15 protein-coding genes are annotated in these 19371 nt (G+C 56.9%); 10 read left to right on the top strand and 5 right to left on the bottom strand.

All coding sequences use genetic code 11. The features are described 5' to 3' along the window. Positions 1-32: 32 nt before the first annotated feature. Positions 33-1001 carry an NAD(P)-dependent alcohol dehydrogenase gene (locus ABJT94_RS01040; RefSeq protein ID WP_348473800.1) on the bottom strand — a complete coding sequence of 323 codons (969 nt, stop codon included), beginning with the start codon at positions 999-1001 and terminating at the stop codon, positions 33-35. Positions 1002-1262: 261 nt separating this feature from the next. Here ABJT94_RS01040 and ABJT94_RS01045 point away from each other — a divergent pair, with 261 nt between their 5' ends. The 3 genes from ABJT94_RS01045 (at position 1263) to ABJT94_RS01055 (ending at position 6145) form a co-directional block, all read left to right on the top strand. After that, positions 1263-2537, top strand: a complete 1275-nt coding sequence (locus ABJT94_RS01045; protein WP_348473801.1) for a biotin/lipoyl-binding protein — start codon at positions 1263-1265, stop codon at positions 2535-2537. Next, the gene (locus tag ABJT94_RS01050; RefSeq protein ID WP_348473802.1) at positions 2534-5626 is read left to right on the top strand and encodes an efflux RND transporter permease subunit; all 3093 of its coding nucleotides are present in this window, start codon (positions 2534-2536) and stop codon (positions 5624-5626) included. The genes ABJT94_RS01045 and ABJT94_RS01050 overlap by 4 nt, the downstream gene beginning before the upstream one ends. A 231-nt stretch (positions 5627-5857) precedes the next feature. Continuing rightward, positions 5858-6145 (top strand): hypothetical protein, encoded by a 288-nt coding sequence (locus ABJT94_RS01055; RefSeq protein WP_348473804.1) that lies wholly within the window; start codon positions 5858-5860, stop codon positions 6143-6145. 84 nt (positions 6146-6229) lie between these two features. On the opposite strand, the gene modC is transcribed toward ABJT94_RS01055, so the two are convergent. The 3 genes from modC to modA are packed head-to-tail and all read right to left on the bottom strand — an operon-like array spanning position 6230 to position 8772. Further along, positions 6230-7291 carry a molybdenum ABC transporter ATP-binding protein gene (gene modC / locus ABJT94_RS01060; RefSeq protein WP_348473805.1) on the bottom strand — a complete coding sequence of 354 codons (1062 nt, stop codon included), beginning with the start codon at positions 7289-7291 and terminating at the stop codon, positions 6230-6232. Then, a complete protein-coding gene (gene modB, locus ABJT94_RS01065; RefSeq protein WP_348473807.1) occupies positions 7288-7986 on the bottom strand; it encodes a molybdate ABC transporter permease subunit in 699 nt (232 codons plus the stop codon). The genes modC and modB overlap by 4 nt, the downstream gene beginning before the upstream one ends. A gap of 9 nt (positions 7987-7995) precedes the next feature. Continuing rightward, the gene (gene modA / locus ABJT94_RS01070) at positions 7996-8772 is read right to left on the bottom strand and encodes a molybdate ABC transporter substrate-binding protein (RefSeq protein ID WP_348473809.1); all 777 of its coding nucleotides are present in this window, start codon (positions 8770-8772) and stop codon (positions 7996-7998) included. 414 nt (positions 8773-9186) lie between these two features. On the opposite strand from modA, the gene phnD reads away from it, so the two are divergent. The 7 genes from phnD (at position 9187) to ABJT94_RS01105 (ending at position 17808) form a co-directional block, all read left to right on the top strand. Continuing rightward, positions 9187-10161: a phosphate/phosphite/phosphonate ABC transporter substrate-binding protein gene (phnD, locus tag ABJT94_RS01075; RefSeq protein ID WP_348473898.1), complete on the top strand. Its 975-nt coding sequence runs from the start codon at positions 9187-9189 to the stop codon at positions 10159-10161. Positions 10162-10224: 63 nt separating this feature from the next. Beyond that, positions 10225-11022: a phosphonate ABC transporter ATP-binding protein gene (phnC, locus tag ABJT94_RS01080; RefSeq protein ID WP_348473810.1), complete on the top strand. Its 798-nt coding sequence runs from the start codon at positions 10225-10227 to the stop codon at positions 11020-11022. Next, the gene (gene phnE / locus ABJT94_RS01085; protein ID WP_348473812.1) at positions 11019-11837 is read left to right on the top strand and encodes a phosphonate ABC transporter, permease protein PhnE; all 819 of its coding nucleotides are present in this window, start codon (positions 11019-11021) and stop codon (positions 11835-11837) included. Before phnC ends, phnE (ABJT94_RS01085) begins: the two co-directional genes overlap by 4 nt. Continuing rightward, complete coding sequence (phnE, locus tag ABJT94_RS01090; protein ID WP_348473814.1) at positions 11831-12640, top strand: phosphonate ABC transporter, permease protein PhnE; 810 nt, start codon at positions 11831-11833, stop codon at positions 12638-12640. Before phnE (ABJT94_RS01085) ends, phnE (ABJT94_RS01090) begins: the two co-directional genes overlap by 7 nt. 174 nt (positions 12641-12814) lie before the next feature. Next, positions 12815-13621 (top strand): DeoR/GlpR family DNA-binding transcription regulator, encoded by an 807-nt coding sequence (locus ABJT94_RS01095; protein ID WP_348473815.1) that lies wholly within the window; start codon positions 12815-12817, stop codon positions 13619-13621. Positions 13622-13730: 109 nt separating this feature from the next. Next, positions 13731-15779 carry a hypothetical protein gene (locus tag ABJT94_RS01100; RefSeq protein ID WP_348473817.1) on the top strand — a complete coding sequence of 683 codons (2049 nt, stop codon included), beginning with the start codon at positions 13731-13733 and terminating at the stop codon, positions 15777-15779. A 73-nt stretch (positions 15780-15852) separates the two neighbouring features. Next, on the top strand, positions 15853-17808 hold the full coding sequence (locus ABJT94_RS01105; protein WP_348473819.1) for a choice-of-anchor tandem repeat NxxGxxAF-containing protein: 1956 nt from the start codon (positions 15853-15855) through the stop codon (positions 17806-17808). A 126-nt stretch (positions 17809-17934) separates the two neighbouring features. Here ABJT94_RS01105 and ABJT94_RS01110 read toward each other — a convergent pair whose 3' ends face one another. Continuing rightward, a complete protein-coding gene (locus ABJT94_RS01110; RefSeq protein ID WP_348473820.1) occupies positions 17935-19179 on the bottom strand; it encodes an HD-GYP domain-containing protein in 1245 nt (414 codons plus the stop codon). Positions 19180-19371: the final 192 nt, after the last annotated feature.

Below are 19371 nucleotides of genomic sequence, written 5' to 3' on the forward strand. Positions count from 1 at the left end.
CTGACCTTACAGGCACCCTTCACGGGCATGCACTACTCCACCTTTATCACAATCTTGCCCAGGTGATCAGCCCGACCAAATCGAGCCATGGCGGCGGGTACGTCGGTCAGGGCAAAAGGCCCGTCGATCATGCAATTCAACGCACCGGCTTCAAATAAATCATTGAGTCTGTCTAGCCCCTGGTTTGGCTTAAGTGCCAGTATGGTCAACTGCTTTTTCGTCACCTTGCGGATAAGCGGGCCCGCGCAAAACAGCTGAAACAGTTTTGGCAAATACCCGCCCACCGATACGTAACGCCCACCGGGTTCCAGTGCGTTCAAATACCGTAAGGGTGAGTGTGTCGTTTTGGCATCCAGCACCAGATCGTAGCGTTGTCCGTGCCGGGTAAAATCCGTTTGTTCGTAGTCGAGCGTTTCATCAAATCCCATCGCGTTCAGCGCGCCGAGTTTTGATGCTTTATCCACACCAGTTACCCTGCAACCATAGGTTTTTGCAATACCCAGGCCTATCGCGCCTACCCCGCCGCCAGCGCCATTAATCAGCACCCGGTCCCCGTGCCGGATAGCGCCTGCCCCGACCAGGCCCTGTAATGCCAGCAACCCGGCATGGGGCAACGCAGCCGCCTGCTCGAACGTCATGTTAGCAGTCATGGGATGCATGGCATTTTCCGGTACGCTGACATAGTCTGCAAAACCGCCGAACCCAGCCTCCGACAAATCGCCATATACTCGGTCGCCCACGGCAAAGCGCGTTACGCCTTCCCCCAGTGCTTCAACAACACCCGCGACTTCCGTTCCCAGAATCGTTATCTTGGGTTTGAATGGCCCGGAGAATAAACGCAGCAGATGAGGCTGGCCACGCAGGAGCGTCCAGTCCCAATCATTGATGGCAGTGGCATGGACTTTAACCCGCACCTTGCCCTTGCCAGCAATGGGCACCGGCTGTTCACGCAGCTGCATCACTTCAGGCGTGCCGTAGCGGCGATAAATAATGGCTTTCATAGTATCCGGCGACTCCTAAACTGATCACTCCGTTCTATATCGCAACGGTGTAGCCGTCAACATTAGCGGCCAAAGATGTGACGATCAGCCAATACGAGCCAGGGTTAAACCAAATGAACAACCCGGCGTGACCGGTTGTTCATTATCCAAAAGTCACAGGCAGTAATATGACCGCTGGCACTGTTACGACCTGGCAAAACGCTGAACACTTTGCGTTTTGAATAACAACAGCCCAACCAAGGGGCGACAAGGAGAGTATGAATGAAAACCTGGCAGACGCTGTTAGTAAGCGCCGCTATTTTGGCGGCGGCCGGGACGGCCGTTGGAATCATGATGAACCAGACGCCCGAGCCGGAAAAAACCGAGGCGTCGGAAACCGAGTGGCGCATTGAAAGCGTTCGGGCTGAAGCCGGTTTTCATCACCCCGAAATTCGCTTGGTCGGTCAACTTGAAGCGGCGCGTCAGCTTACTGTGACAACAACGCAGAGTGCCGACGTTATTGAACTGAATGTAACGGAAGGTAGTCGGGTTGAATCCGGAGACCTGCTGCTGCGACTGGATGACTTCGATAGCCGCCAGCAACGCGAACAGGCCGAAGCCGACCTCGCCGATATCACCTCTCAAGTTGACATCCGCCAATTGCAGCAAGTTCAGGAAACCCGGGCTCTGGCGGTTGCCTCCGCCGAACTTGAACAAGTGCAGTCGCGCCTTGTGCAACAACAGCGGTTGGCCGAACGCGGGCTCGCCTCCCAGCAACAACTGGAAGACCTTCAACAACAAGTCGACCAGCAGCAATTGAGCGTCTTGCAACACCGCACCAGCGTCGACAGTCATCCCGCCGAGCTGGCCCGACTGAATGCCAGCCGAACCAAGCTAGCGCTCAACCTGGAACGTGCGCAACGTACCCTGGACCAGACCGATATTAGAGCCCCCTTTGCCGGCCGCATTGGCAGCGTGGCGATACGCCTCGGCCAAACTACCCAGCCGGGCCAGGCATTGCTCACCCTGTACTCGGATGACGCCCTGCAATTGAAAGTGCAACTGCCCCATGCCCTTGCAGGGGAGGAGGAAGCGCTTGCTGCCACTGTGACGCAGGGCAATCGCGAGACGGAGCTTCAATTCGACCGCGCCCAGGCCCAACTGAATACCAGCCAGAGTGGCTTTACCGCCTGGTTCACTCTGACCGACCCTTCGGGCTGGCTACCAGGTGGTTACGCCAGGGCCACCGTACAACTGCCGGCCAGATTCAGTTACCGGGTCCCTGAAGCGGCTGTTTTTCAGGACGGCTGGCTGTATCGCATCACCGACGAGCGCCGCCTGCAGGCTGAACCGGTCGACATTCTGGGCATCAACCAGGAAGGCGATAAGCGCTGGCTGGTGGTTCAGGGGCCGGAACTCACAGGCGATCTGCGGCTGTTAACCACCCGCCTGAACAACCCCATTACCGGCATGCGTGTTCACGAGCCTGGTGTCGACCCGGATCCAGACCCACAGGCCGATGCTGAATCGGTCGAACCGGCCGGGGTTACTTTATGACTGCGCAGAATAACCACGGCCTCCTGGCCTATTTCAGTCAGCACCGGGTCGCCGCCAACCTGATCATGATCGTTGTTGTGCTGTTTGGTTTAATGGCGCTCAGCCGGTTACCAACCCAATTGATGCCCGATTACAGTTTGCCGGGCATTGAGGTATCGACGGCCTGGCCGGAAGCGAATGCCCAGGCGGTTGAAACCTACCTGACCACCCCGCTGGAACAGGCCTTCCGACAACTGGACGACGTTGAAGAGGTCTGGTCCTGGTCGAGCCAGGGGCACAGCCGGATCATCGTGCGCTATTCGATGGATGCCGACATGGACAGCGCCCTGTCGGACATGTCAGGCCAGCTGAGCGGTTTCAGTGATCTGCCCGACGGTGCAGAGACACCCAAGCACCAGCAAGTGGTCGAGAAGGAAGCGGTATTCTCGCTGCTCATACGCTCTTCCGGGCCACTGAGCGAATTGCGCCCCCTGGTGCACGATTTCAAAAACGAATTAATGTCCCGAGGCATTGCGGACATCGACGTACGGGGGTTTCCCGATCAGGAAATCGCCATTGATGTGCCACTCGAACGCCTGCTGGCCAATGGCCAGTCTCTGAACGACATCGCCCATCAGGTTCGTACTGCTAACCGCGACGACAGCGCCGGCCAGGTTGGAACCGATTTCTCCCGGGCCTCGGTCATCAGCCAGCGTCGCGCCGATGGCGCCATCGCGTTAACCGACCTGCCCCTTGCCAGTCAGCAACCGCTATCAACGCTGGCGGACGTTAACCGTCAGGTCGCCCCAGGCGCTCGCCATTATGTGCTCGAAGGGCAGCCCGTCGCCCGGATGCTGATTTACCGCTCCGATCATCTCGACAGCCTCGACACCAGCGAGATCATCTATGACTGGCTCGATGACGTTCGACCCGACTTACCGGCCGGAACCGACATCGTGGTCTGGTGGGACATGTCTGAATTCGTGCAGGGAAACATGGACATGCTGTTGCAAAACAGCCTGATGGGCCTGGTACTGGTGGTCGTCATTCTGTTCGTGTTCCTGAACCGGCGTGTCGCCTGGTGGACCGCCATGGGCATCCCGGTGTCGGTGCTGGGCACACTGATTCTGCTCTACTTCACCGGCGGTTCGATGAACTTCCTGTCGATGTTCGCCTTCCTGATGGCGCTCGGCATTATTGTCGATGACGCCATCGTCGTCGGTGAAGAAACCGTCACTCAAATGGAAAAAGGCCTGGCCCCGGACGAAGCCACCCGGGTTGCTGCCAAACGCATGTTTGGTCCGGTCATGGCCAGTTCGCTAACCACCATCGCGGCCTTTTTTCCGCTGTTACTGGTCCCAGGCCCGTTCGGCGAACTGCTGCGCCCGATACCGGTGGTCATTATCAGCGTAATTGTTGCCTCGCTGATCGAATGCTTTCTGATATTACCCGGCCACCTGAACCACAGCTTTCACGGGCATAACCCGAAACGCAGCCGCTTTCGCCTCTACATGGACACAAAGATCCACCACCTGCGCGAGCATTATTACCGCCCCTTCGTCACGTTCGGCATCCGCAACCGGTCAGTCACACTGAGCCTGGCCGTCGGACTGTTTGCCGTGGCCATCGGTTTGCCGATGTCCGGCCTGGTGCCGGTCACCGATATGAACAACATCGAAGACAACATGGTGACGACTTACATCGAGTTCTACGACGGCACCGAAGAGTCAGCCATTGACCGCTACACCGCCCAGGCAAAAGCCGCGCTGGCCGACACCGAAACAGCCCTGGGCAACGGCCAGCCAATCATCGATCAGGTGTATGAGATTTACAGCGCCGATGAAGGCTTCACCCAGGTTCAGGCCAGGCTGGTCGACCGCGATGACCGCCCCGTCTCCAACGGCGATTTTCTGAAAGCCTGGGGCGGGCGCATTGAGACCGGGCCCGAAGTCTCCTATCTGTCGACAGAAAATGAGAGCGGCGGCGGCCAGTCGACGCTGACTTTCTTTCTTGCCGGGCGCAGCCTGACCGATCTCAAACAGGGCGCGGAAGAATTAAAAACTCGCCTCGAAGATTACAGCGGTCTCGCGAATGTACGCGACACCCTGCCCTGGGGTGATGAACAACGCCTCTTTGAACTGAACGCCACAGGCCGGGGCCTGGGTTTAACCGAGCCCGACATTGCGGCCCAGATCCGCCAGGCCTTCATGGGCATCGAAGCACAAACCTTCACCGAATACGGCCAGGACATCCCGGTCATGGTTCGACTGGCCCAGGCCGATCGCGATGCCCCCGGCGCTTTGTATGACCTGCCGGTTCGCACCGGCGAAGGCCACTATGTGCGCCTGGCCGACGTTGTCGATTTTCGAACCGAACGCGAACTCAGTTCCATCTTTCACAACAATGGCCAACTGGGCGTGGAAGTGAAAGCCGACGTGCTCGGCGAAGACGCTAACCTGGCCGACATTGCCAACGACATTCGCGCACAGGAGCTGCAACCCATTCTCGACCGCTACGGACTGACGGCCGAGATTCAGGGCAGCGCCCAGGACATTCAGGAAATGCAGCAGAACCTGATCTTCGCAGCCCTTGGCGGGTTCGCCCTGATCTACTTCATACTAGTGTGGATGTTCGGCAGTTACAGCTGGCCGCTGGCCGTCATGTCGGCCATACCGCTCGGGATGACCGGGGCTATTTTCGGGCACTGGCTGCTTGGCTTTGAACTGACGTTCCTGTCGTTCTTTGGCTTGTTTGGCCTGGGCGGCATCATCATCAACGACGCTATTATTCTGATCAATCGTTATCAGGAAATTCGGGCTGAACAACCGGAACTCGACTCAAGAATGGCCATTATTGAAGCCAGTTGTCAGCGCTTTCGCGCCGTCATGCTGACGTCCATCACCACCGTAGTCGGGCTGATCCCCATTCTTCTAGCCGACTCCGTGCAGGCTCAGCTGGTGAAAAGCATGGCCGCTTCGCTGGCCTTCGGGCTCGCCTATGGCACCTTGCTGGTGCTGGTCGTTATTCCCGCCACCCTGACGTTTATCGAATCGGCCAATCACCGGCGCCAGCGATTCATCGGCTGGTTCAAACGGCGGGTGTTTTTGTAAGTTGTGAGCTTCGAGCTGCGAGCTATGAGCTATGAGCTTTGAGCTGTTAACTCGCAGCTCGCAGCTCGCAACGTCAGCTTCTCCACCCATTCCCAGGCCATAGCATCTGCGCGGGCTACATTTCCTTCATTCCAAGAGCATTACGCGATAATTTCGACGAGTGAACTTGTTCATTGCAAATACTGAGTTTACCTTTGTGGAACCCTAGCCAAAACCAAAGAGAACGTTGGGATGTCAGTCCAAAAGATATCGGTCACCCTTATTGCGCTGTGGCTTGTAGCCGCGACCGTGCTGGCAGGCTGTGCAACCACCCCAACCCCAGCACAAAACGACGAGAACCTGCTTGGGCAAGACGTTCGACTGCTGTACCAGCAATGGGGGCAACCCGAATACCGCTCCAACGCGACGGCTGACGAACAGCAACTTCATATCTGGGACATCCGTGGCTGCAAAAACAACATAACCACCCGGCCCGATGGCACCATTATTGGCTATGCCGTCACCGGCGATTGCCCCTAGGCAACCGGGGCCAGCCCGGCCCAACCGATCAATACTCACAGGCGCTTACTGCGTGACAACAGCGCACCGTTTCAGCCTGAAACCTCAGTGAACCGCCACGCCTTTAATCAGTGCGTACATCCGCTCTCCCGGCTGCAAGGCCAGTTGCCGGCGCGAGCGTTCGGTAATGCGCGACAGCAGCACCTGGGTGCCCAGCCTGAGCGCGATCAGCACATGCCCCGGCTGCGAATCGGCTTCCAGAGCCTCAATCTGAACCGCCAGGCAATTAAGCACACTGCTGTCGGTCGCCGGTACCCGGCTGATCGTTACATCCCGTGCCGCTACGCTCAAACGCACCCGGGTGCCACAGGCCTGGTTTAACTGGGAGACCCAGACTGACTGGCCATCGCACATCACCTCGGTTAGGTGGTCGGCCTCATCCTGGCGGGTTACAACGCCTTCCAACAGAGCTTGTGCGCCCTGCTGATGCGCCAGCGGCATATCGAGCCGAGTGAGCACCCGGGCGACCGGGCCCTGGGTCAGCACTTGACCGTCCTCCATCAAAACCAACTGGTCAGCCAACCGCAACACTTCATCCTGGCTGTGACTGACATACACAACAGGTACCGCCAGAGTGCGATGCAGTTGCTCCAGATAAGGCAGTATTTCAGCCTTGCTGTCGCTGTCGAGCGAGGCCAGGGGTTCATCCATCAACAACAGATCGGGGCTCGTCAGCAGTGCCCGACCCAGCGCAACACGCTGGCGCTGGCCACCGGAGAGCTGATCCGGGTAACGATTCAGCAGGGGAGCCAGCCCCAGCAATTCGATGGTCGTCTGCCACTCAACGCGCCGATGCGACGGCGCTACCCGCCGCCAGCCATAGCGCAGATTGCGCTCTACGGTCAGGTGGGCAAAGAGGCTGGCTTCCTGAAACACATAGCCCAGGGAACGCCGATGTGTTGGCAGGCACTGGTGGCCCGCTTGCCAGACTTCACCGGCAACGTCCAACTGCCCACTGGCCTCCGGCTCAAGCCCCGCCATGCACCGCAGCAAACTTGTTTTGCCACAGCCGGAGCGACCAAAAACAGCGGTAATGCCCCGGTCAGCCAGTTCAAAGGCCACATCCAGCGTGAAATCACCCCGCTTAAGCTGAAACCGGACCTTCATTGCGCCACCCCGACCAGCCGAAAGCGCCGGTTCAGGGCGTAGACCGCCAGCAATAACGAAAACGCCAGCACCAGCAACACCAGCGACAGGCCATGAGCCGCACCGTAGTCAAGCGCCTCGACGTGGTTGTAGATGGCGATTGATGCAACCTGCGTCTGGCCGGGAATGCTACCGCCAATCATCAGCAGCACACCGAATTCACCCAGGGTATGGGCAAAAGACAACACAAAGGCGGTGAGAAAACCCCGCCGTGTCAGCGGCAACACAACCGTCATAAAGCGATCGATAGGCCCGGCACGCAGGGTGGCGGCGGCTTCGAGCGGCCGGGTGCCCAGGCTTTGAAAGGCATTCTGCAGCGGTTGCACCACAAACGGCAGGGAATAGACCATCGACCCGATGACCAGGCCGGTAAAGCTGAACGCCAGGTGGGTCAGCCCGATTGACTCCAGCGCCCCGCCTATGGCGCCCCTCGGGCCCAGCAATATCAGCAGATAAAACCCGATCACCGTTGGTGGCAACACCAGCGGCAATGCTACCAGCGCTTCAATCAGCACCTTGGCCCGGCTGGGAGTAAACGCCAGCCACCAGGCCAGGGGAACACAGAGCACCAGCAGCAGAACCGTGCTGATCAGGGCGAGCCTGAGTGTCAGGAACAAGGCTATCCAGTCTGCCTCGGCGATGCCGGCTATCACCATCTCAGCACCTCAGGGAATGACGGCGGGCAGATCATACCCGTACGTCTGAAACAAGGTTGCCGCCTCCACCCCGCGCAGGTAGTCGGCGAAATGCCGGGCGACCTCGTTCTGCGCTGCACGGCGGGTCACCACCAGCCCCTGTTCCAGCGGCCTGTGAACATCCACGTCGATCAGCGCGTAACCGCCCTGAGCCGCAATAACCGGGTTCAGCACCTGTGCCAGGGCTACGATTCCAACCTCGGCAGCGCCGCTTTGCACCAGTTGCAGAGTACCGGAGACGTTGTCGCCATAAACCAGCCGTGGCTGCAGAGCGTCCCAGAGGCCGGCAGAGATCAGCGCTTCTTCTGCCCGGGCGCCATAGGGCGCAAGCCGCGGGTTGGCGATGGCCACCCGGCGGAAACGCTCATCGGCCAGGTCAGCAAGCACCAGCGATTGCGCATCGACCGTATTACTCCAGATCGCAATGCGACCGATGGCGTAGGGCATCGCCTCACTGGCGGCAAAGCCAGCCTCGACCAGCGCAGCGGGGTAGTCCATATCTGCAGAGAGGTAAACATCGAAGGGGGCACCGTGGGTGATTTGCGCGTAAAACCGGCCAGACGAACCGTATTGAATGTCGATCGTGTTTTGTGGATAACGCTCACGATACTGCGTCGCGATCGCCTCCAGGACGAAACGCAGTTGGGAAGCCGCAGCCACCCGGGTGATTTGCTGTGCCTGAACCGCCGTCGCCATCAGCAGCGCCGTCACCGCCAGTCCAGCCAACACCGCCTGACGGATCCACATAGCACGCTTCCTGACGTTAGGGGTTAACGCCCCGGAATATATCGTCATAGATAACGACTGACAACACCGTAACAGACTCATCTGCAGCCGCCGGGGATTACTGTGGCTAAAAGGCCGGAGCCATCCACGGCCGCTGGTGCACAGGATCGCACCAGGAAATTCAATTGAACATGGTATTCAATGACTGCTTTCTTATATTTCAATAATTTATCGCTATCAGCCACCAGGCTTGCACTTTTTTGGCGCAGTTCGCCTTGCCAATTGAAGGTTTGCTGTTAGTATGAATGTTCAATTGAACATCTAACAATAACAAACGTCTGGGGCAGGTCCTTTCAGGATGTTCAATTCAAGGCATGGAGCCTTAACGCATGGACCGCACCCAATGGAGAACCAATCATGAATCTGCATAAAACAATGCTCTCCCGCCTTTCACCCACGGCCACTGCCATGGCAACCGCTTTGTTGCTTGGCGTCAGCAGCCATGCGTTGGCTGAATGCGAACGCGGTGCGCTCGATACCATGTATTGCGACGCCGACGGTGATTTGGTCGCTGACTTGCCGGCCGATGAATCGCAATGGGTTGACCCGGACACGTTGATTTTCGCGTACACACCGGTTGAGGATCCGGCCATTTATTCCGACATCTGGCAGCCTTTTATCGACCATCTGGCTGAAGTCACGGGCAAAGATGTACGCTTTTTTGCCGTGCAATCCAACTCGGCCCAGGTAGAAGCCATGCGCAGCGGTCGTTTGCATGTGGCTGGCTTTTCCACCGGGCCTACGCCGTTCGCGGTTAACCTGGCGGGCGCCGTTCCCTTTGCGCTGATGGGCTCTAGCTCCGGTCAGTTTGGTTATTCACTGCAGGTGTACACCCATGTCGATTCCGACATCTATGAGATGGCTGACCTGAAAGGCAAGCGCATCGCCCATACCTCGCCGACTTCCAATTCCGGTAACCAGGCACCCCGTGCCCTGTTCCCTGAAATGGGTGTTGTACCGGGTGAAGACTATGAAATTTCGTTCTCTGGCAGCCACGACCAGTCAATGCTGGGTGTCGTTGCAAAAGACTACGATGCGGCACCGGTCGCCTCGGAAGTGGTGGAACGCATGGCCGCACGCGGTCTCTATGATGAAGACGACGTACGCCTGGTCTGGGAGTCGGATCGGTTCCCGACAACCTCCTATAATCATGCCTACAACCTCCACCCCGAGCTTGCCGAGAAGGTCCGCCAGGCGTTTTATACCTTTGAATTCGCCGGTACCGAGTTAGGTGAAGAGTTCGAAGGTGTTGAGACCTTTATCCCGATTAACTACAAGGATAACTGGCGCGTCATCCGCACCATTCAGGCCTCCAATGGTGTGCAGTACACCCGCGACAACCTTCAATAAGCTCTTCAAATAAGAATGGGTGCCTCCGCCCAAGGGCTGGAGGCACCGTCGGGAGTGAAACAGATGTTAGAAATCACCAACCTGGTAAAACGATACGGGCGCAACGATCCAGTGCTCAAAGGCCTTAATCTGAGTGTCGAGGGCAGCAGTGTCGTGTCGATCGTCGGCGCGTCCGGTGCGGGCAAGAGCACCATGCTGCGCTGCATAAACCGACTGGTCGAACCGACCTCGGGCTCGATCAAGCTAAACGGTCATGAACTGGTCAACCTTCGCGGCAGCGAGCTGCGCCATTCCCGCCGACGCATCGGCATGGTGTTTCAGGGGTTCAACCTGATCGACCGGCTGACGGTAATGGAAAACGTTCTTTCCGGGCGGCTCGGTTATGTGTCGTTTTTCCAGGCGCTGACACGCCGCTTTCCGCAAACCGATATTGAGCGTGCCTTCAACCTGATGGAGCGTGTGGGCATCGCACACTACGCCAATAAACGGGCCGACCAACTCTCCGGCGGTGAACGCCAGCGAGTTGCTGTGGTGCGTGCTCTGATGCAGGAACCGGAGATTCTGCTGGCCGACGAGCCAACCGCCTCACTCGACCCGAAGACCTCCCAGCAAATCATGAGCCTGCTGCAAACCCTGGCCAGTGAAATGTCGCTGCCCGTGTTGATTAACATTCACAACGTTACTCAGGCCCGTATGTATACCGACCGCATTGTCGGCATGCGCCATGGCCAGATGATATTCGACGGCGCGCCCAAAGATTTTAATCAGGACGCACTGGACGCCATCTACGGCGGCATCGAATCGCCGGAAGAAGACGGTGGTGAACCGCAACACCAGACGGCTCAGGAGGCACTGGCATGACACCCGTCAGAACCGCTACCGATGCGTCGTCGGGCAGGGTCTGGAAGAAACCACCTTTTATTGCTAACCCCTGGGTTCGATATGGGCTGGTTGCCATCACTCTGGTGTATTTGTATTGGGCATTTTCAACACTGCCATTCAACTGGGAACGCATTGCCGAAGGCTTGCCGCGTGCGGCAAGAATTTTTGGCGGCGCCTTTCCACCAAGCTTTGAACGCGCTGGCCTGCTGTGGACCGGTTTCAAGGAAAGCTTCCAGATCGCGTTTCTATCGACATTACTGGGTGTGTTTCTGTCGGTACCCATCGCCGTGATGGCAGCGCGCAACGTCGCTCCGTTGCCGGTGTATTTGCTCGGGCGCACCATCATCATTGTGTCGCGCAGTTTTCATCCGGTCATCGTTGCCATTCTGTTTGTTGCAGCCGTTGGCTTTGGACCACTGGCGGGCATTCTCACCCTGACGCTCTACTCCATCGGTTTTGTCGCCAAGCTGTTGGCAGAAGAAATAGAAGAGATCGACTGGGGCCAGGTTGAAGCCATGCGTTCGGTCGGTGCGGGCTATCTGAAAATGCTGATTTACGGTGTGTTCCCGCAAATCATGCCGCGCCAGATTGGCTTGTCTATGTACCAGCTCGATAGCAATTTGCGTGCTTCGGCCGTCGTCGGCATTGTCGGCGCCGGTGGTATCGGTGGCACGCTGATGAACGCCTTTGGACGTTACGATTACGATTTCGCATTTGCCATTCTGCTGATGATCATCGGCATCATTCTGGTCAGTGAAGGCATCAGCGGATGGGTGAGGAAAAAAGTATGGTAGATCACGCAGCAAAACTGTCCGATCACGTCTGGTCTCGCTACGACCGCAAGGAGCAGTGGACCCGCTACGGGGTTTATCTGATCACGCTGATCGCCATTGTCTGGGCGGTACGCGACATCGACATTTTCTGGCCCTGGGTTTGGGATGCCCCCAACCAGATTCAAAGCCTGGGCGCGCGCATGTGGCCGCCACGATTCGATACCTGGAATGCCATTTTCCACGCCATGCTGGAGACGGTACACATTGCCACCCTGTCGACCATGCTGACCATATTCATTGCCCTGCCGGTCTCCTACATCGCGGCACAGAACACCACGCCGAACAAGGCTACGCTGTGGCTGGGCCGGTTCATTCTGGTCTCCAGCCGCTCGGTAAACACCATCATCTGGGCGCTGCTCTTCGTGGCCATTTTCGGCCCGGGTGTGCTGGCCGGGATTCTCGCGGTGATGTTCCGGTCGGTTGGTTTCATCGGCAAGCTGATGGGCGAGGCCATTGAGGAAATCGACCGGCGTCCGGTTGAAGCCATGGAAGCCACTGGCGCCAGCAAAATGAAGATTGTGCTGTACGCCATTGTGCCTCAGGTGATGCCGGCGTTCTTTGCCATCATTATTCTGCGCTGGGACATCAACATTCGCGAATCCACCGTGCTCGGCCTGGTGGGCGCTGGAGGCATAGGAGTGTTGCTGCAAGGGTCGATTGACCTCTTTGCCTGGCAGACCGTTGCCACCATTCTGCTGGCGATTGTCGCACTGGTTATTCTGGGAGAAGCGGTAACCAGCGCCCTGCGCAAGAAGGTAATTTGAGGCCGGCAAACGATGCCCGGGCGCTGCCTGTGGCATCTTCAGCCAGTCGAAACTCGCCCGAAAATCCGCTAGTATGGATTTGGCAAAGCTGATGTTCTGTTCACCGGGTTGGACCATGCCGAGGCGCGCCTCGTACAAAATCAACAAGGGTTTACTGATAGTGGCTTTATTCTAATGGGTGCCAAAGAACGGCAGTACAGTATTCTCGAATGGGTGCGCGAACAGGAGCATGTCGAAGTTGAAGACATAGCCCGGCGCTTCGGTGTCACCACCCAAACCATTCGCCGGGATATCAACCGACTCTGCGAACAGGGTTTGTTACGCCGCCGTTACGGCGGTGTCAGTTTGCCGACCAGTGCTTCAAAAAGCCCACTGGGCGACTCTAAAGTCCGTAATCTGCTGGCCAAGCAGCAGATCGCCCGGCGGGTTGCGGCTGACATACCTGAAAACGCTACCGTCAGTCTGGGCGTGGGCAGCAGCATAGAGCTGGTCGCCCAGGCGCTGATTCACCATCAGTCATTGCGCATTCTAACCAACAACCTGAGTGTCGCCTCGGCGCTTTCCGGAAACCCGGGTATCGAAGTGATTGTATCGGGCGGGCAATACCGGCATAACGATCACGATGTGGTCGGCCCGGAAGTCACCAACTTTTTCAGTTCCTTCATTACTGACTACGGCATCATCAGCACCGGTAGCATGGACCTGAACCACGGCCTGATGGACTACGACATTCGCGAAGCGGAAGTCAGCCGCGCCATCATTTCCAATACCCGGGCTCGTTTGCTTGTCGCTGATCGCAGTAAATGGACACTCAACTCGCACTGCAAGGTTGCTTCATTCAAATATGTAGACCGCTTTTACACCGACCTGATACCAGCCAATAAGCGTACAGAGTTACCCGACTCGGTAGACATCATTGAGTGTGGCGAAGCAGAACCGGTGTTTGATAAACAGAACCCGTTGTCAGTCAGCAACCTCTAACCATTCTGACGATAGAGATGAACCGACCAGAATCAGGACATCTGGCGCAGGTTTGGCTAGGCTTGGATAACCGTGTAAACATCTTCTTCATGCAAACAGGGCATCCAATGTGTCTCAACCGAACGATCTGGCTGACAGACTGAATCGAAACCGGCGACGATTCCTGGTCGGGCGCCATCCGGAAAAAGCGGCCATTGAAGCGTTTGCTACGGCATCCCCGAAACAACCCGGACTGGTCATGCACCTGTGTGCGCCTGGCGGGGTCGGCAAAACAACACTGTTAAAAGCCTTTCTTCAGGATACCCGTTACGAACGCCCCATCTTGTGGTTCGATGCCCGTAACCTACCTCCCAACCCCAACTTGTTTACCGCTGCCATTCAGTCTTTGCGTGACGAAAAAGGCGTTGGAGAAAAAGAGCCGCACCTACTGATCATTGACACCTTTGAATGCCTGGCACCCCTGGAAGGCTGGCTGAGGGACGTATTCATACCCACGCACACTCTGGGCTTCAGACTTATCCTGGCCGGTCGGAATCCGCCCGCCCTGGAGTGGCGAACCGACCCGGTCTGGATCGATGAACATCGCCAGATAACCCTGTCACCGTTTACCGACACCGAAGTGGATGACTACTTAACACTGCGCGGCATAGAAGCCTCAGGCTTTGAGCGCGCCCGACAGTTTGCCCGGGGGAATCCGCTGGCGCTGGCACTCTATACCGATTCGATCGGCAAGCAGGAGGGGCTCTCTGGCAGCCTAGCTCGCAGTTGGCATCAGAGACTGGTCGACAGCCTCGACAGCACACATCAGCGAGCGGCACTTGAAGCCTGCTGTACGGTCCGCCAGATGAATGAATCCATGCTGGCCAGCATGCTCAAACTGCACGCCCATGAAGCGGCTGACTTATACGACTGGCTGGCTTCGCAGTCATACATTGAAGCCGGAAGGAACGGCCTGTTCCCTCACGATCTGCTGCGCCAGGCTTTCACCGACGAGCTTAAGCAGCGCCAGCCTAGCCGGCTGATTGAACTGGGAGACCGGGCCTTTACCTACATCCATGATCGGCTTGAACACGCGGCCGAAGACCGAATCGGGCTCATACAGGACGCCTTCTTTTTGCTGCGGGACATTGATATTCAGCAAACCATGAGCAAGCCGGATCCGGGAGACGTTTACGTCGACAGTCTTCACCCGGCGGACTGGCCGTCCATTGATGACATGGTGCGACGCTTCGAAAATGACCATGCCGTTGACCTGGTTCATCAGTTTCACACCTGTCAGCCCGAGTCACTGACTGTTGTCAGGGACAGTGCCGGTAAAGCCGTCGGTTTCTTTCAGATTCTGCGGGTCGACCGGTTACCCGCACACGTGCAGGAAGCAGACCCGGTGTGTGCAGACTTTCTGTGCCTGGCCAGGCAGACATTAAAGCACTCGGGAACCGTTGTTCTACAACGGTTCTGGCTGCACAGCGACCAGGACATGGCGGCGTCTTCGGTCTACACGCAGGCTTTTTCGCACGCCGCTTTTCTATCGGCCAGTGTCACGCCAGCGGTGATGGGCAGTGTTCAGGGAGACACCCCTGAATGGCGGCGGGCGATGGCTCGTTTTGGTCACTCCGATGCTGAAATCACCATGCCCCGGCGACGCGGAACGCCAGCCATGGTTTTATACCAGGACTGGAGCGCCGACAACCGGGCTGGCATCAACTGGCTACGAAACGCCTATCGACAGGCGTTTGGCCTGGCAGAACCGATCAGCAGAGTGTCAGTGGCAACAGCACCTTTGCCGGATAAAAAGGCCTTCCAGAGCGCTCTGCGTCAGGCATTTCGCAGCGCTACCCGACTCGACCGACTGCAATCCAACGCCCTGGTCGACAGCAAACTGGTGCTCCAACATGGCCCGAACCAGGACCGGGTCACCCGCGCACAAAGCCTTCAGCGCCAGCTTGAAACAACCTGCGAACGACTTGAGTCGCAAGCCACGACCCGAGACCATGCGCGAGTGTTACAAGCCACCTATTTACGGCCGGCGCCCAACCAGCAAGCCGCCGCTGACCGGCTGGCCTTATCCTATGCCACCTACCGCCGCCGCCTTACAGAAGCCCTCAAGCTGGTAGAACTGGAATGGTGGGCTGAAGAGCTGAAATTGCGCGAAAAGTGAACATAAAATGGAGCAGATTGTGAACCCTGACCCTCGTACAGTGAACTGACATTCGCTGAAGGAATAGACGGTCATGGACATCAAACTCATAACGCCACCCTCTCCCCTGCGTCAGGTCATGATCAGCCTGATCATCATTCCCACACTGCTCCTGGTAGGCTGCGGCAGCAGTTCCAGCGACGACGCTGACGATACCGAAGACACCAGCGATAGCGACCCGGGGCCCATTGAAGGCCTGGTCGCGCCAACCGTATCGGTTGACTATGACAACTGGCAATTGCGATTCACCTGGCGCGATATGACAGGCGCTGATTTCTATCGCATCCATGAAGACCCGGACAGCATGAGTGGCTATTCCCAACTCGGGCCGGACCTGACCAGTAACGAATACGTGTACAACATCAACCTCAGCGAAATAACCAACGCCCGCTTTATTGTTGAGGCATGTGACGCGGAACAATGCATCGATTCCGATATAGTAACGCTGGATACGGTGTCACCTGGCATCACACCGATCGTCGTCAGTGGCGATTCAGCGCCGGACATGGGCAGTGCTGTGTTCAGCAGCAACATCGGAACTGCGTTCGACTTCGACGTCAATGGTCCGGGCACCATTGCCATACACGGAGTGACCGACCAGACCGACAGCAGCGGCAGTGCCCGTGATGGCATTTTTAAATATGAATCCGGAACCGGTTTAACGCTCGTCCAACCCGATGATGACAACTTGCCTGCAAGCGATGCCAGCTACAACGGGTTCTACGATGTCTGGATAGCCGATAACGGCCACATTTTATTTGGCGGGTTGCTCAATCTCGACAATACATTGACCGACGATGTTGACGGGTTCAACAATGAAGTCCTGTTACGCAATACGTTCGGCACCACAGCGCTAATGGCCCGTGAAGGCGAGCCTGGCAGGGGCGGTACGGCCTTCCCGACGCTAGACGCCGGCGCAAGCGTTTACTTCTCGGAAAACATCACCGCGAACCGGGTTTTTACCAACCTCAGTATCGATGCATCCGGTGGCATTACTTTCCAACTGGGGTCCAACACAGACGCCTTTCGAACCGACGATGACTCTGACTTTTACGACTCGACCATCTGGACCATCAAAGGTGATGGCACCAAGCTCCAGTCACTGAGTACCAGCCAGACCGAACTTCCGGGCAACCTTGATATCGGTGTGTTCAGTGCGTTCAAACAATACAGCCAGAATGCATCCGGCCAGCTTGCCTACGGCCTGGCAATTAACGGAGTACCCACCGATAACAATTCAGGGGTGTATGTCCGGGATACAGACGGCTCACATACTGAAGTGGCACGGGAAGCCGGTGGATCAGTCAGCGACTACATTGATCGTTTGCAAACAGCCACCTTACAGATCACAGACAACGGCGAAGTATTCTACTTCACCCAAAGAGACGTCGCAGGTGTGGGCAACAGAGGCCTGTATACAAACGCAACCGGCACGTCCAATACCCGGATCGCCCGCATTGGCCTGCCGTTCTTGCTGGAAGACGGAACCACCCAGGAAATCACCGGTTTCATCGGCGGAGGCAGCTCATTTTCTGCTGCCGACAACACAGCGGCATTTCTCGTGAATGCGGGTTCGGTAGACACAGAAGACGCCCTGATTGTCTGGCAAGATGGCACCGCGAAGCGTCGGTTCCAGGAAGGCGATGCGGTTCGCGGGCTGCTGGACAGTTCAACCGTTGATCTCGACCTGGTATCCGTACCGGGAACCGGGCCGAGGATCGAATTGAACAACAACGGCTGGATTGGCTTCCAGGGGCTCACGGCCTTTGGCACTGAAGCGCTGTTTGTTTCAAGCCCCAATGGGTACACGCGATTGATGGTGCGGGAAGGCCAGTCGTTTTCAGTGGGTGACATTGACTACGGCACCGTCATGGAGGTCCTCGACTTCCAAATCGATCAGGCCGCCAACATGATTGTGGGCTTGCGCTTTGTCGACGGTACCAACGGCATTTTCAGTGTCACCCTGTGTGGTTCTGACGAACCTTGCTGACGTTGCTCTAATAAGGCCAGGGTGACCCACCTGTCAGGAAACGCGCCCTGGCACACGGGTTAACACCCTGGTCCACCATCGGCTGACCACCGGGCCGCATAGAACCAGCCAAATGGGATCATTACGTTACAGAAATGGCGTGACATCCAGGTTTAACTGACGAGCGTCCAGCGTCCCGACGATGTCGTACTTCGCTTTTTCGCTGGAAAGGTCGACAAGCACCGGCTCAACCTGATGCCGGTTCACGGTATTGTAGAAGACTCTGACCATAGGGTGTTTCGGGCTGCGTCGGTTGGCTTCAACCACCACTCCGGCTCTGTTTCGTGTCAACTCAACAAGCGTTCCTACCGGGTAAACCGACAGGCACCGGATAAAGTCGTACACCAGGTCTTTGTCGAGGTGGAAAACACTCCACTCAATCAGCTTTCTCAGCGCCATATCGGGCGCCATGCCCGTGTGGTAGACGCGGTCTGCGGTCACGGCATCGTAAACGTCGCAGATGGCCGCCATCCGGCCATAGCGATCGATCTGCTCCCCGGCTTTATTTCGCGGATAGCCCGTGCCGTCGAGCCGCTCATGATGAAGCTGGCAAATCGACCGGCTCAGGTCGCTCAACCCGGCCGTCACGTCCAGAATCTTCTCGCCATAGGTGACGTGGCGCTTCATTTCTTCCCACTCTTCAGCTTCAAGCTTGCCGGGTTTGTGCAATATTGAATCAGGCACCAGTACCTTGCCTATATCGTGCAGAATGCCGCCGATCACAAGGTCCTTTAAAACGTTGCGCTCAAGCCGCATTGAGCGACCAAATATACCCAGAAGAATGCCGACGTTTATCGAGTGTTGGAGAAGATAGGTATCTTTTGAGCGAATATGAGACAAGCACGCCAGGGCATTTTCATTGGTATTAAGCGATTCAAGCAGCTCTTCGGAGGTCTCATCGACCGCCGCCACATCGATGGGCTGGTTGTTTTTGACATCATTCAACACCTCGTCCAGAACATTGCGGGCTTGCTGGTAACGCTTTTCAGCCCGGTCGCGCTCTTGCGACACAGGCACCCGTTTCACGGCCGTTCCGGCATCCGACTGAAGTTGTAACGACTCCAGCTGCTGGGCTTGAATCTGTTTTTGTTCATCGGCCGGCAATGCCTCCGGGCAATCCAGTCCTTTGGCGGTGTCTATATACAGCTCGGTAACCCCAAGCCGCTTAATCTTCTCGATGGTCGCCAGATTGCCAATTTTGCCACTTCGAGATGCGTTATTGCTCGGAACCCACTGGTTATTCAGATCGGAGACATACATTCCGGGCTTCAACATGCTGATCAGTATCTTCTTTATCACTGTACACCCCGAGCCATGATGAAAACCTTCCATTACTACCAGTCTATACTAGCAACATACCCAATACCTGTCCCATATATGAGCATTTATTAATCAATGATTCGAATAGGCCAGCTATATCGCTCACTGTTCCAGTAAACGCTGCGCTTAGCACAGGTATATTGAACCCCTACCTGAAGACGGTCTACAAAACCTGCGCCCGGGTGGTAGAGTTAAAGCATAACT

Source organism: Saccharospirillum sp., from assembly GCF_039982735.1.
Taxonomy (GTDB): Bacteria; Pseudomonadota; Gammaproteobacteria; order Pseudomonadales; family Natronospirillaceae; genus Saccharospirillum.